11 protein-coding genes are annotated in these 13,081 nt (G+C 63.3%); 10 read left to right on the forward strand and 1 reads right to left on the reverse strand.

Translation table 11 applies throughout. From position 1 onward, the window contains the following. Positions 1 to 142 precede the first annotated feature (142 nt). The 10 genes from ESZ53_RS07450 (at position 143) to ESZ53_RS07495 (ending at position 12,075) form a co-directional block, all read left to right on the forward strand. Entirely contained in the window at positions 143 to 541 is a 399-nt protein-coding gene (locus ESZ53_RS07450) for a (deoxy)nucleoside triphosphate pyrophosphohydrolase (protein ID WP_129072247.1), read from the forward strand. Further along, positions 541 to 3,453, forward strand: a complete 2,913-nt coding sequence (locus ESZ53_RS07455; protein ID WP_168187198.1) for a DUF3427 domain-containing protein — start codon at positions 541 to 543, stop codon at positions 3,451 to 3,453. Before ESZ53_RS07450 ends, ESZ53_RS07455 begins: the two co-directional genes overlap by 1 nt. 68 nt (positions 3,454 to 3,521) lie before the next feature. Further along, entirely contained in the window at positions 3,522 to 5,723 is a 2,202-nt protein-coding gene (locus tag ESZ53_RS07460) for a RecQ family ATP-dependent DNA helicase (protein WP_129072248.1), read from the forward strand. A 122-nt stretch (positions 5,724 to 5,845) separates the two neighbouring features. After that, on the forward strand, positions 5,846 to 6,691 hold the full coding sequence (locus ESZ53_RS07465; RefSeq protein WP_210403777.1) for a hypothetical protein: 846 nt from the start codon (positions 5,846 to 5,848) through the stop codon (positions 6,689 to 6,691). A gap of 148 nt (positions 6,692 to 6,839) precedes the next feature. After that, a complete protein-coding gene (locus ESZ53_RS07470) occupies positions 6,840 to 7,415 on the forward strand; it encodes a hypothetical protein (RefSeq protein WP_129072249.1) in 576 nt (191 codons plus the stop codon). 92 nt (positions 7,416 to 7,507) lie between these two features. Continuing rightward, positions 7,508 to 7,900, forward strand: coding sequence for a hypothetical protein (locus tag ESZ53_RS07475; RefSeq protein ID WP_129072250.1), 393 nt, complete (start codon positions 7,508 to 7,510; stop codon positions 7,898 to 7,900). A gap of 102 nt (positions 7,901 to 8,002) precedes the next feature. After that, positions 8,003 to 8,284, forward strand: coding sequence for a metal-sensitive transcriptional regulator (locus ESZ53_RS07480; RefSeq protein WP_129072251.1), 282 nt, complete (start codon positions 8,003 to 8,005; stop codon positions 8,282 to 8,284). A gap of 60 nt (positions 8,285 to 8,344) precedes the next feature. Then, positions 8,345 to 8,569 (forward strand): heavy-metal-associated domain-containing protein, encoded by a 225-nt coding sequence (locus ESZ53_RS07485; RefSeq protein ID WP_129072252.1) that lies wholly within the window; start codon positions 8,345 to 8,347, stop codon positions 8,567 to 8,569. Then, positions 8,569 to 10,887 carry a cation-translocating P-type ATPase gene (locus ESZ53_RS07490; RefSeq protein WP_246837246.1) on the forward strand — a complete coding sequence of 773 codons (2,319 nt, stop codon included), beginning with the start codon at positions 8,569 to 8,571 and terminating at the stop codon, positions 10,885 to 10,887. The genes ESZ53_RS07485 and ESZ53_RS07490 overlap by 1 nt, the downstream gene beginning before the upstream one ends. A gap of 39 nt (positions 10,888 to 10,926) precedes the next feature. Beyond that, entirely contained in the window at positions 10,927 to 12,075 is a 1,149-nt protein-coding gene (locus ESZ53_RS07495; protein WP_129072253.1) for a sorbosone dehydrogenase family protein, read from the forward strand. Here ESZ53_RS07495 and ESZ53_RS07500 read toward each other — a convergent pair. After that, positions 12,065 to 13,066, reverse strand: coding sequence for a YihY/virulence factor BrkB family protein (locus tag ESZ53_RS07500; RefSeq protein ID WP_129072254.1), 1,002 nt, complete (start codon positions 13,064 to 13,066; stop codon positions 12,065 to 12,067). The genes ESZ53_RS07495 and ESZ53_RS07500 overlap by 11 nt on opposite strands. Positions 13,067 to 13,081: the final 15 nt, after the last annotated feature.

Here is a 13,081-nt window from a genome sequence, read left to right on the forward strand (position 1 = left end):
AGTTGACTCAGACAGCGTTCGCTCGGGACCTGGCAGTGTCGCGCGCCGCCGCATCCCGACTCGCCCATAGGCTGAAGAACGAACAGTGCGCTGGGGCGAAGCCCCGACGCGCGCGCCTCGAGAAGCCCGAGAGAGATCATCAGTGAAGAAACAGATCAACGTCGTCGGTGCCGTCATCGTTCGCGAAGGCCTCATTCTCTGCGCCCAGCGCGGACCCCATGGGGCATTGCCCGGCATGTGGGAGTTCCCCGGCGGCAAGATCGAAGCCGGCGAGACTCCCCGCGATGCACTCGCACGGGAGATCACCGAAGAACTCGAGTGCGAGGTGGCCGTAGGCGAGCTGATCACCACCACTACTCACGAGTACGAATTCGGGATCGTCGTACTGACCACGTTCTACTGCGAGCTGCTGTCCGGCACGCCAGTGCTGACTGAACACGCTGAAGTTGTTTGGCTCTCGCCCGCAGAACTGAGCTCGCTTGAGTGGGCGCCTGCCGACATCCCGGCGGTCGAGCTGGTCCAGAAGGCGGCGAGCGCCTAGTGGTAACCGACCTTCGCGAACTCGAGCCTTTCGGCCGTGATGTCGAATTTGGGTACGTCGACAAGACCGTTCACGCTCCGCGAAGACTTCATCCTCATCTGGTTCTCAACACAGAGAACGATTCGATGCTGCGTGCGCTGCGAACTGAGCTGCAGCGAGCCACCTCTTTCACGTTTTCGGTGGCGTTCGTCTCGCCTCGTGCAATCGCATTACTCAAGCAGGAACTGATCGATTTCGAAGGTGTCGGGCGAATCATCACCTCCGACTATCTCGGCTTCAACTCGCCTGCCGCATTCTCGGAACTGCTCAATCTCAGAGAACTCGGGATAGATGTTCGCATCCACAACGAGACTGCATTTCATCCGAAGGGCTATGTCTTTCAACAGCCGAGAGGCGTCACTGCAATTCTCGGTAGCTCGAACCTGACTGAGACCGCTCTAGCGAAGAACCACGAATGGAACCTCCGAGTCTCAGCAACCCGCGATAGCGACCTCGCCGAACAATTCACCAACCTTCTTGACGATGAGCTATTCAACTCGACGCCTCTCACTCAAGACTGGATCGACGACTATGCCGCCCACTACCAACCTCCGGCGCTTCGCCCACGAGGCGGACGACGGTCGACCCCAGCACTCGATGAGCCAGAGACAGTCGGGTCGATCACTCCGAATGTCATGCAGGTCGATGCCCTTAGCGCGATAGCTACAGTCCGTGCGGCTCAGAAGGACCGAGCCCTCGTGATCTCCGCGACCGGCACAGGAAAGACAATTCTTTCTGCTTTGGATGTTCGCGCTGTCAATCCGCAACGCCTACTCTTCGTCGCCCACCGGGAGCAGATCCTCGACCGAGCCATCACCGAGTTCCAGAAAGTGCTCGGTGCGCCCAGAGCAGACTTTGGAAAGATCACCGGCAACGAGCGTGAGCCCGACAAGCGCTATGTTTTCGCCACTGTGCAAACTCTCTCGCAGCAGCACGTACTCGACAGCTTGGACCCCACCACCTTCGACTACATCCTGATCGACGAAGTACATCGTGCCGGCGCCAAGAGCTTCACGAGAGTCCTCGACCACTTTCAAGCGAAGTTCCTTCTGGGGATGACGGCTACGCCCGAGCGTACTGACGGCGAGAACATCTTTGAGTTGTTCGACTACAACGTCCCGTACGAAATCAGATTGAACACCGCTCTCGAACTGGAGATGCTCGCCCCGTTCCACTACTACGGGGTCGCTGACATCACATTTGACGACGGCTTCACCACGACCGAAACAACTTCGCTTTCACGGCTTGTAACTCGAGAACGAATCGACCTGATCCTGAAGTCCATCGAGACCTACGGTCAAGCAGGAGCAAGCCCGCGCGGCCTGATCTTCTGCAGCCGCAAAGAGGAAGCGCACGCCCTCTCTGGTGAGCTCAACAAACGGCAACTTCGCGGAAAGCAGCTGCGCACAGTCGCGCTCACCGGCCAAGATTCGATCGAAGCGCGCGAGGCTGTAGTTGAACGCCTTGAGGCGGGTGAACTCGATTACGTGCTCACAGTAGACATCTTCAACGAGGGTGTCGACATCCCCACCGTGAACCAGATCATCATGCTGCGCCACACTCAGTCGAGCATCGTGTTTGTTCAGCAGCTCGGTCGGGGCCTTAGAAAGGTCGACGGCAAGGATTACCTCGTCGTCATCGACTTCATCGGAAACTACGCGAACAACTTCCTCATCCCGATCGCGTTATTTGGTGATGACTCACTCAACAAGGAGTCGATTCGCAAGAACCTCATCGCGGCCGAGGAGGTCGGAGTTCTCGCTGGCCTTTCTAGTGTGCGCTTTGACCGCATCTCTCAGAAGCGCGTTCTTGAATCGCTTGCAACCGTCAAATTGGATAGCTTTCAGAACCTCAAGAGCGCGATCGAAAGTGTGCGGAGACGCGTCGGTCGAGTTCCGCTGCTCTCGGACTTTTTGAAGTTCGAGTCAGTCGACCCTGTTGTTCTCGCGACAAAGATGGGGAACTATCCGGCGCTACTCGCCAAGGTCAAGGTAGCCGAGAACGAGCTTTCCGAGCAGGAATCACGAGCGCTCACGGTGGTCTCGAAAGAATTACTGACGGCCAAACGACCGCATGAGCTACTGCTACTGCGCGCGCTGCTCTCCAGCGGGCGCTTAGACGAAGAGTCCGCGGCGGCGACGCTCGCGTCCGCGGGGCTATCCGTCGACAACACCACTGTCAAAGCTGTCCTCCGCAGCCTCACTCTTGAGTTCAATACTGCATCCGAAGTCGCCATGTTCAAGACGTCGGGCCCGGCGATCAGGAACGACCATGGAGTTGCGGAGCTAAGCCCAGAATTCGCAGACGCGTACCGGACACAGGCCCCGTTTCGAGCCCACCTTGACGATGTGATCGACAGCGGCCTGCAACTCACGGCAGACCGCTACTCGCTCGCTGGCCCGTTCACTCCGGGCAGTCAGTATTCACGCAAGGATGCGAGCCGCCTTCTCAACTGGCGAAGCAACATGTACTCGACTATCTACGGATACAAGGTCGATACCGACACGAGCACCTGTCCTATTTTCGTGACGCTTCACAAGTCCGAAGAAGTCTCGGAGAGCACTGCCTACGAGGATGAGCTGCTCGACTCCCACACCATGCTTTGGTACACGCGCAGCAGAACAACACTGGACACTAAAGAGGTACGCCAGATTTTGGACAACGCTGTCGACATCCACGTGTTCTCGAAGAAGAGCGACGCCGATGGCCCTGGCCACTATTACCTCGGCCAGGCAACCGCACAAAAAGCGGAGCAGACCACGATGCCGAATGGCTCAGGCAAAGAACTCTCAGTCGTTCGGATGCACTTGCGCTTCGAGAAGCCAATCCCCGCTGGCCTCTTCGACTACTTCCACACGAACTTGACTGATTAGGAGCGTTTCGGCGCGAGCGCGCTACCGCCGAGCACCGAAAAGTCAGCACCCCCTGACACACTAGCCACGTGACAGATACCCGCACTGAGGCCCTGACCGTTCTTCGCACGCTTGTCGGCAATGAGACTGCCGATTTTCATGAGGGGCAGTTTGAGGCGATCGAGACGCTCGTCGATGGGCGCCGCCGGGCGCTCGTGGTGCAGCGCACCGGGTGGGGAAAGTCCGCCGTCTACTTCGTTTCCACGCTGCTCATGCGCCGGCGAGGTGCGGGGCCTACCGTGCTTGTGTCGCCACTGCTGGCGCTGATGCGCGACCAGATTGCCGCGGCATCCCGCGCCGGAGTTCGGGCCGTCGCCATCAACTCCACCAACCCGCACGAATGGGCTGAAGTTCAGCAGCAGCTCGCCAACGACGAAGTTGATGTGCTGCTCGTCTCGCCCGAACGCCTCAACAACCCCAGCTTTCGAGACAACCAACTGCCCGCACTGATCAACCGCATCGGGATGCTCGTCGTCGACGAAGCGCACTGCATCAGCGACTGGGGCCACGACTTTCGCCCCGACTACCGCCGCCTGCGCGAACTCATCGCCACCATGCCCGCCGGCGTACCCGTGCTCGCCACCACCGCCACCGCCAACTCTCGCGTCGTCGCCGACATCGCCGCGCAGCTCGAAGGCGGGGCAAGCGGCGGTGCAGACGGCACCGCTGGCGTCGAAAACCCCGTAGGCACCACAGGTGCCGCCGAAAACACAGCCGCGGCAGGCACCGAAGTCGTCACCATCCGCGGACCGCTCGCGCGAGCATCCCTGCGGCTGGGCGTACTGAAATTGCCGGATGCCCGCGCCCGCCTCGGCTGGCTACTGAGCCACCTCGCCGAACTTCCCGGCAGCGGTATCATCTACACGCTCACAGTGTCGGCCGCCGAAGACACCGCGCGACTGCTGCGCGATAGCGGCATGGATGTGCGCGCCTACACCGGCAAAACCGACCCGCAAGAACGCGAAGAGTCCGAGCAGGCGCTCAAGAACAACACCGTCAAAGCGCTCGTGGCCACCAGTGCCCTCGGCATGGGATTCGACAAGCCCGACCTGGGCTTCGTCATCCACCTCGGTGCGCCTTCTTCTCCCGTCGCCTACTACCAACAGGTGGGCCGTGCCGGGCGTGCCACCGACAACGCCGACGTGCTGCTGATGCCCGGGCCCGAAGACCGCGACATCTGGGAATACTTCGCCACCTCATCCATGCCCGACCAAGCCAATGCCGAACTCGTGATCTCCGAGCTTACCGCCGCCGCTGACTCTGGCGCCGGGCCCATCTCCACGCCCGCGCTCGAAGCGCGCGTGAACCTGCGCCGCAGTCCCCTCGAACTGCTGCTCAAAGTGTTGGATGTCGACGGTGCCGTCGCCCGCGTGCAAGGCGGCTGGACCGCCACCGGCCAGCCCTGGAGCTACGACGCCGAACGCTACGCCGGAGTCACCGCCGCCCGCCGCGCCGAACAACAGAACATGCTCGACTACGAACAACTCCCCGCCGGCACCGAAGGCTGCCGCATGGAGTTTCTGCAACGCGCCCTCGACGACGACACCGCCACCCCCTGCGGCCGCTGCGACAACTGCGCCGGCATCTGGTACCCCACCGATATCACCACGGATGCCACCAGCCGCGCCACCGCCACCCTCGACAAAGTCGGCGTCCCCATCGAACCCCGCGCCCAATGGCCCACCGGAGCCGACAAAGTCGGCGTGCCCGTGCGCGGACGCATCAACCCCGACCAACGCTCCCTCGAAGGCCGCGCCCTCGCCCGCCTCACCGACCTCGGCTGGGGCGGCACCTTGCGCACCCTCTTCGCCCCCGGCACCCCCGACGCTGCCGCGAGCCCCGCGCTCGTTGCCGCCTGCGTGCGCGTACTCGCCGACTGGGGCTGGGATGAGCGACCCGTCGCCGTGGTCTCCATGCCGTCGCGCCGCCGCCCACAACTCGTGGCATCCGTCGCCGAAGCCCTCGCCAGCGCCGGCAAGCTCCCCTACCTCGGGTCGCTCTCGCTCACCGGTGACGGACCACAGGGTGAGCCCGGCGGCAATAGCGCCTACCGGCTCGCGAGTGTGTGGGGGCAATTCGAGTGGGCTGGTGGCAGCGAACTCCCCCGCGGCCCGATCTTGCTCGTCGATGACCTCGTCGACTCCCGCTGGACCCTCACAATCGCGGCGAAAGCGCTCCGCGACGCCGGGGCGGATGCCGTGCTGCCGTTCGCGCTTGCCCTGCGTGGGTAATCCGAAACGACTAACCCTCACCCGCCAGCAATTTCGCACTCTCCCTGCCGCTTCACCGGCAAGAAAGCTACTCTGGTAACTCGAACAACGTAGCCGTTGCGGTGCGATCGGAGGTCGCGATCATGTCAGGTCTCTCCACGAATCAGAGCCCCACCAAGCACGCGCGCTCGCTCGAACGTCACTCCGGCACCATGATCTCCGCCACCAACATCAACGGTGGCACCCTTCCCGCCGGCACCACGCCCACCGACACCACGCCCTACAACTTCGCCCTCGGAGCATTCCTCTCCCTGTTCGCGATTCCCCTCGCCCTCGCGGCTGCGATCCTTGTTGGCCTGCTGGGCTTTGGAATCGGAGCCATCTTCGGAGCGGTCGGGATGCTCACCGCCTTTCAACTTTTTGCTGTGGGCTCGCGCCAGACCGTCACACGCGGCCGTGATTTTCTGTTCGCCCTCATTGTGGGATCGATCGCCACCGCTCTCGGAGCCATCGCCGGACTGCTCTCCGGGCTCTTCAACACCTATGTATCTAACGGCGGCACGACCGGCATCATTGAAGACATCCTCACGGGGCGCACCGAGTTCCCTTTCCCCACACGGGCCGAGCAAATCACCGTTCCGTTCATCGTCACCGCTGTACTTGCCATCCTCGTCGTGGTTATGTACGCCGCCAAAGCAGTTGCGGCGCACCGCGACAGCCTGATGGCGAAAGCCAATGCTGCTGCAACTACCGCGACCACCCGATTCGAAACGTCGCGCCAAGCGCTGTCGTCCTCCGCCGCCAACTCGGCGAATGCAGCCAACAAGTTCGCCAATCACGTGATGACCATCAATGCGTCATCCCCCGGCATCATCCTCAACGGCAAACCACTCGGCGAACAAGAAACCCCGACGGGGTTCGCGTCGCGGTTGAGCGATCTCGCTCGCAAGGCAGTCACCGCGTGGTCGGGTCTCCGCACCGGACGATAGGCATTACCGTGGAATACGTCCGCGACCGTTGCGTCGCCATCATCCACGAGCCACAGGGCTCACTTTGAGAGAAATACTTAGCTATCCTGAGAGTTAGCAAGCTGGTGCCTGGCGAGAAAATCCCGCCGCACCGCGCGAGGTGATGACCATGTCAGAGATGTACCAAAACCCCGGCCCTGGCAACTATGCCCACGCTCAGGGGCGCGTATTCGAAGTCGAAGCGCAAATCGCCGCGGCTGAGCACGGCCGCGGCAACATCATCCAGCAGCCTGACGAGCCCTACCGGTACCGCCGCGGCATCCTCGTCGCCCTCCTCACTATCCCTATCGCCGCCATCCTCGCGGCCGTCTTCGGGCTCAACTCTCCGACCACGGGCGCCGCTACCTCACCGTTCGCCATCCTCATTGCGTTCGACCTCTTCGCTCGCGGATCAGGGCGATTGCCCGTCGCCGGCCGAGGATTCGCTGCCGCAACCGGTATCGGCATCGTCACCATGATCATCGCCGCCGCCATCAGCTACCCGTACAGCCTGTTCCTGACCTACCTCTACGACGGCGGCACCGGCGGCATCCTCGGCTCAGGCTTCGCGCGCTTCTTCTCGACCTGGATCGACGCCAATGTGACACTCATCCTCGTCACCATTGCCGTCGTGGCAGTAATCTCTGTCGTGATCGTGTGGAGAAAAGCACGAGCAGCCCGAGCCCACACCATCGCCGAACAGTAGTCGCGGCCCGGGACTGATCCGCCTGCTCGATCGCACCCATCCGCGATGCCCGTCGTCTCCGAATAACTCTGCACAGAGGGAAAATCGGCACCGTGCCGAGCAAAGGGGACACCATGGCGATCATCCGCTACACCGGTATCTACAACGCTGACGGCGGCGTCTGGGGAGAAACGCGCTACGTCATCGGTCACATGCTCGGCACGGCCGCCTGCTCGCTGTGCGACATCACGCACTCGCCGGTTCGCCGCAAACCCGAATGGGATGCCATGGTCCGCCGGCTCGGAGTGCCCCTCGACGTGCGCCACCGCAACGAAATCACTCGGGCCGAAATTAAGCACGTCGTTAGGACGGGGCTCCCCGTCGTGATCGCCCATCACGACGACGGCAGCATCAGCACCGTTCTGCACAGCACTGAGTTGGATGCCGTGGGCGGCTCCGTCTCAGAGTTCGAGTCGGCACTGGTCCGGCCTTCGCTCGCGGCCTAGGCACGCACACCGCTCGCGGCCGCGGTTGACTTCTCTCCGCGACAGGCGTCTAATGGAGATACCCCCAAGGGGTATCATCTGAACGCACACGCGGAGGTCTTCATGCCCGGCTACGACGACAATAAAGAGCAGCTGCTCAAGCGTCTGCGTCGCGCGGAAGGTCAGGTTCGCGGCATCCACCGCATGATCGAAGAAGACACGTACTGCATCGACGTTCTCACGCAGGTGTCGGCCGCGACGAAGGCACTCGAGTCCGTCGCGCTTGCCCTGCTCGATGATCACCTCAGCCACTGCGTTGCCGAAGCCGCGCGCGAAGGCGGCCCCGTTGCCGACGAGAAACTGCGCGAAGCGAGTGCCGCGATCGCGCGCCTCGTGCGTTCCTAGACTCGCTTTTCACTACAACTTCCGCCCGCGCCGAGCGCCTGCGGCCACAGAAGGAGAATCATGACTCACACCGCCGATTACCTGGTCGAAGGAATGACCTGCAGCCACTGCGTGAGCAGTGTCACCGAAGAACTCAGCGAAGTGGATGGCGTGACCGCCGTCACCGTTGACCTCGCCTCGGGCCTGCCCTCCACCGTTTCTGTCACGTCGGAATCACCCCTCGACGACGCCACCGTCAGCGCCGCAATCGAGGAGGCCGGCTACACGCTCGTCACGAGCCTCTGATGCCCGCCGAACCTCTCGCCGCCGGCGACATCAACCTGCTGGATGTCGAGCTCGACATCACGGGAATGACCTGCGCCTCCTGCGCGGGCCGCATCGAGCGCAAGCTCAACAAGCTCCCCGGTGTGGAGGCGACCGTGAACTACGCCACCGAGAAGGCTCGCGTTCGCGCGCCCGAGGGCACCGATACCGAGCAGTTTCTGGAAACCGTGAAGGCTGCCGGGTATAGCGCCGTCATCCCGACACCGGTGTACGAACGCGACGAAGCCGACGGCAGCGACACCGGCAGCAACAGCGCGAAAAGCAGCGATGACGACTGGGCGTCGCAGTTGCTGCGTCGCCTGCAGATCTCCACCGCGCTGGCCGTTCCGGTCGTACTCATGTCGATGATCCCGGCACTGCAGTTCACCTACTGGCAGTGGCTGGCTCTCACTCTCACGGCACCGGTTGTGGTGTGGGGCGCGTGGCCGTTCCACCGTGCCGCCGCCACCAACGCGCGCCACGGTGCCGCGACGATGGACACGCTCATTAGCCTCGGCATCACGGCTGCCTTCGGCTGGTCGCTTTACGCTCTCTTCTTCGGTGGCGCTGGGGAGCCCGGCATGCACATGACGATGACATTCTTCGGAACCCCTCACGGCGGCGCGAGCGAAATCTATCTCGAGGTCGCTGCTGCCGTCACCGTCTTCATCTTGCTCGGCAAGTACATCGAGGCGCGCGCCAGCCGCGAGTCCGGTGCGGCCCTTCGCGCCCTGCTTGAACTCGGCGCGAAGGATGCAACCGTGCTGCACGGCAGCAACGAACAGCGCGTTGCCGTCTCCTCGCTCGTCGTCGGCGATCGCGTTGTCGTTCGCCCGGGCGAGAAGATCGCCAGCGACGGCCTCGTCATCGAAGGCAACTCTGCCGTCGATGCGAGCATGCTCACGGGCGAATCGGTGCCCGTCGAAGTCGGCCCCGACGACCGCGTCACCGGTGCCACCCTCAACGTGGGCGGACGCCTCGTCATCGAAATCACCCGCGTCGGCCGCGACACCGAACTGGCCCGCCTCGGCCGCATGGTCGAAGACGCGCAGACCGGCAAAGCCGACATCCAACGTCTCGCCGATCGCGTTTCGGCGATCTTCGTTCCGGTCGTGCTCGTGCTCGCCGTGGTTGCCTTCGTCGGGTGGATGATCGCCGGCGGGCCCATCGAACTCGCTTTCACGGCCGCCGTCACCACGCTCGTCATCGCGTGCCCCTGTGCCCTCGGACTCGCAACGCCCACCGCCCTGCTCGTGGGCACCGGCCGCGGATCGCAGCTCGGCATCCTCATCAGCGGACCCCAAGTTCTTGAACAGACCCGCTCGGTTGACACCATCGTGCTCGACAAGACCGGCACCGTCACGACCGGCGAAATGCGCCTCAGCTCGATCGAGGTGCTCGCGGGCGAAAACGAGGAGCTCGTGCTGGCTCGCGCCGCCGCCGTCGAGGCTGGCTCCGAGCATCCGGTCGGCCGGGCCGTTGTTGCAGCAGCTGAAGATCGCGCGCTCGAACTGCCAGCCGTCACCGATTTCGCCGCCCACGCGGGCACCGGCGTTCAGGCCACGATTGATGGCACCGTCGTGTTCGTCGGCAAGCCGTCATGGCTCACCGCCGACCACAAACAAACGGTGTCGGATGCCGCCCTCACCCTGGTCGAGAAAGCCGAAGCTGCCGGGTCGACCGCGATGGTCATCGCGTGGGCCGGCCACGCGCGAGGCGTGCTGGTTGTCGGCGACACCGTAAAGGCAAGCAGTGCGGACGCCATTGCCGAGTTCGTCCGCCTCGGCTTGCGCCCCGTGTTGCTCACCGGCGACAACGCCGGAGCGGCAGCCTCCGTCGCTGGTGTGGTCGGAATCACCGATGTGCACGCCGGGATTACTCCGCAGGGAAAGCTCGACGTCATCCGCCAGTTGCAGGCCGAAGGCCGCGTCGTCGCAATGGTCGGTGACGGAGTGAACGACTCTGCTGCCCTCGCCGCCGCCGACCTCGGCATTGCCATGGGCGGTGGAACGGATGCCGCGATCGCCGCCAGCGACATCACCGTCGTGAGCGGAGACCTCATGGTCGTCGCGGACGCAGTTCGCCTCGCCAAGCGCACCCTCGGCATCATCCGCGGCAACCTGTTCTGGGCCTTCGCCTACAACGTGGCGGCCCTACCCATCGCGATGCTCGGGCTCCTCAACCCGCTCATCGCGGGCGCGGCAATGGCGTTCTCGTCGGTCTTCGTCGTGACGAACAGCCTGCGGTTGCGCAGCTTCAAGGGCAGCGTCCGCGTGCCGGTGCGCGGCGATCCGGCCTAAGCCCTTTCGCCCGCACCGATTGTGGGGTGGGATGGACGCATGCTTCTTCACCAGCGTGCTCGCACCCCGCGCTCGATCCCTCTGCATCTAACGGTTCTCGCCCCGCTAGCAGCCCTCGCCCTGCTCGCAGGCTGCACTCAGGCCCCGCAGTCGAATCCGCTCCCCGCCGCGACGACGGATGTTCCGCCCCAGTCGCTTTCGTCGGTAACCGTCGACGCCGAAGCGCCAACAGAAACGATCGTCACCGGCCTCGAAGCCCCCTGGTCGATGGTGCGCTTGGAGTCAGGCTCGACGCTGATCAGCGAGCGAGACACTCGGCTGGTGAAAGAACTCACCGCCGACGGCAACCTGCGAGAGGTCGGGGTGATCGGCGATGCTGCCCCCGATGGCGAAGGCGGCCTGCTCGGGCTCGCGACCCTCGATGGCGCGACGCTGTATGCCTATCTCACCACCGCGACTGACAACCGCATCCTCCGTTTCGACCTCACAGGCGAGGCCAGCAGCTACGCGCTGGGAGCCAGCACCGAAATCCTTACCGGCCTTCAGAAATCGCGGGTGCACAATGGTGGCCGCATCGCGTTCGGACCCGACGGGATGCTCTACGCCACGGTCGGCGACGCGAGCGAACCCGAGCTGGCGCAAGACCCCGACAGTCTCAATGGCAAGATTCTGCGGATGACGCCTGACGGCTCGGTTCCCGCCGATAACCCGTTCCCCGATTCGTTGGTCTACTCTCTCGGCCATCGCAATCCCCAAGGACTGGCCTGGGATGCCGACGGACAGTTGTGGGCATCCGAGTTCGGTCAAGATACCTGGGATGAGTTGAACGTCATCACTGCGGGCGCCAACTATGGCTGGCCGGTGGTGGAGGGAGATTCCGCCGACTCGCGCTTCACTGCCCCCGCGTATCAATGGGCCACCGACGATGCGAGCCCCAGCGGCCTCACCGCCGTCGAAGGCACGCTCTTCATGGCTGGTCTCGGCGGCGAACGGCTCTGGGAAATTCATCCGAACGACCCGACAGTGCCATCGAAAGGCTGGTTCACCGACGATGTGGGGCGCCTTCGCGATGTCATTCCCGGCCCCGACGGCAACCTCTGGATGCTCACCAACAACACGGATGGCCGCGGTGACCCTCGCGAAGGAGACGACCGCATCGTGCAAGTCGAGTTGCTGACTACTCCGTAGAGCGATTGCGAATCGCGATCCCCCGCGTTTCGTCCGCCGCCTGGCGACGGGCGAGCACGAGATTGCGGTAGGTGTCACGCAGCGGCAGCTGCACGGTATTTTCGGCGGGAACACCGGCTAGCAACTGACGCAGGCGCGTGAACTCGGCATCCACTTCGATACCGGCCACGAGCGCGAGGTTGCTGATGTACAACCAGATGAGAACGGCGAGTGCTCCGCCGAGCCAACCGTAGACCCGGTCGTAATTGGCGATCGTCGACACGTAAAAACCAAAGCCTGTGGTGGCGAGACCCCAGGCAATGATCGCGAACAGGGCCCCGGTGCTGACCCACCGCATCCGATCGTGGCGCACGTTGGGCGTGTAGTAGTAGAGCACCGCGATGATCATGGTGAGGATGGCGGCGAGTACTGGCCAGCGACCGTAGGCCCAGATCGTGATCCAGGGTTCGCCAAAGCCGAGGGCTTCCGCGATCGCGGTCGCGACCCGAGTAGTGGTGAGCAGCAGGGTGACGACGGCAGCGAATGCAATCAGCAAGAAGGCGGAGAGAACCAGCATCAGCCCACGGAACTTCACGAACCGGCGACCCTCTTGGATTTCGTACACACTGTTGGCGGCCCGACCGAAAGCGGTCGCATAGCTCGACAGCGACCACACGCTCAGGGCTACGCCGATGATCAACGCAAGGACAGGGCTGCCGACGGAAAACAGTTGAGTGAGCGGTTCGGTGAAGAGATCAAGCGTGGCCGGTTTCAAAATCTCATCGGCAAGATCAAGCACCGTATCGGCGGCCTGCTCTTTGCCCTGCGCGATGGCGAAAGCCGAGACGATGCTGAGCGCGGCCGGCAAAATAGTGAGCGCAGCAAAGAACGCGAGTGTGGCGGCAGAGTCGATTCCGCGGTGCAACATGAAGCCGTGGTACGCGCGGCGAAACGCATAAGCCCACTCGCGCCGCGGCGTGAGGAACGCGCCTTGCGGCTCAGAATTCTCCATCGGATCAGCCTAAAC

The organism is Salinibacterium sp. UTAS2018 (genome assembly GCF_004118935.1).
Taxonomy (GTDB): Bacteria; Actinomycetota; Actinomycetes; order Actinomycetales; family Microbacteriaceae; genus Rhodoglobus.

What these genes read in the sequence shown, in the direction of transcription:
- ESZ53_RS07465 (WP_210403777.1), top strand. Translation starts at nt 5,846, where the DNA reads ATGTCAGGTCTCTCCACGAATCAGAGCCCCACCAAGCACGCGCGCTCG.
- ESZ53_RS07470 (WP_129072249.1), top strand. Translation starts at nt 6,840, where the DNA reads ATGTCAGAGATGTACCAAAACCCCGGCCCTGGCAACTATGCCCACGCT.
- ESZ53_RS07480 (WP_129072251.1), top strand. Translation starts at nt 8,003, where the DNA reads ATGCCCGGCTACGACGACAATAAAGAGCAGCTGCTCAAGCGTCTGCGT.
- ESZ53_RS07485 (WP_129072252.1), top strand. Translation starts at nt 8,345, where the DNA reads ATGACTCACACCGCCGATTACCTGGTCGAAGGAATGACCTGCAGCCAC.
- ESZ53_RS07490 (WP_246837246.1), top strand. Translation starts at nt 8,569, where the DNA reads ATGCCCGCCGAACCTCTCGCCGCCGGCGACATCAACCTGCTGGATGTC.
- ESZ53_RS07495 (WP_129072253.1), top strand. Translation starts at nt 10,927, where the DNA reads ATGCTTCTTCACCAGCGTGCTCGCACCCCGCGCTCGATCCCTCTGCAT.
- ESZ53_RS07500 (WP_129072254.1), bottom strand. Translation starts at nt 13,066, where the DNA reads ATGGAGAATTCTGAGCCGCAAGGCGCGTTCCTCACGCCGCGGCGCGAG.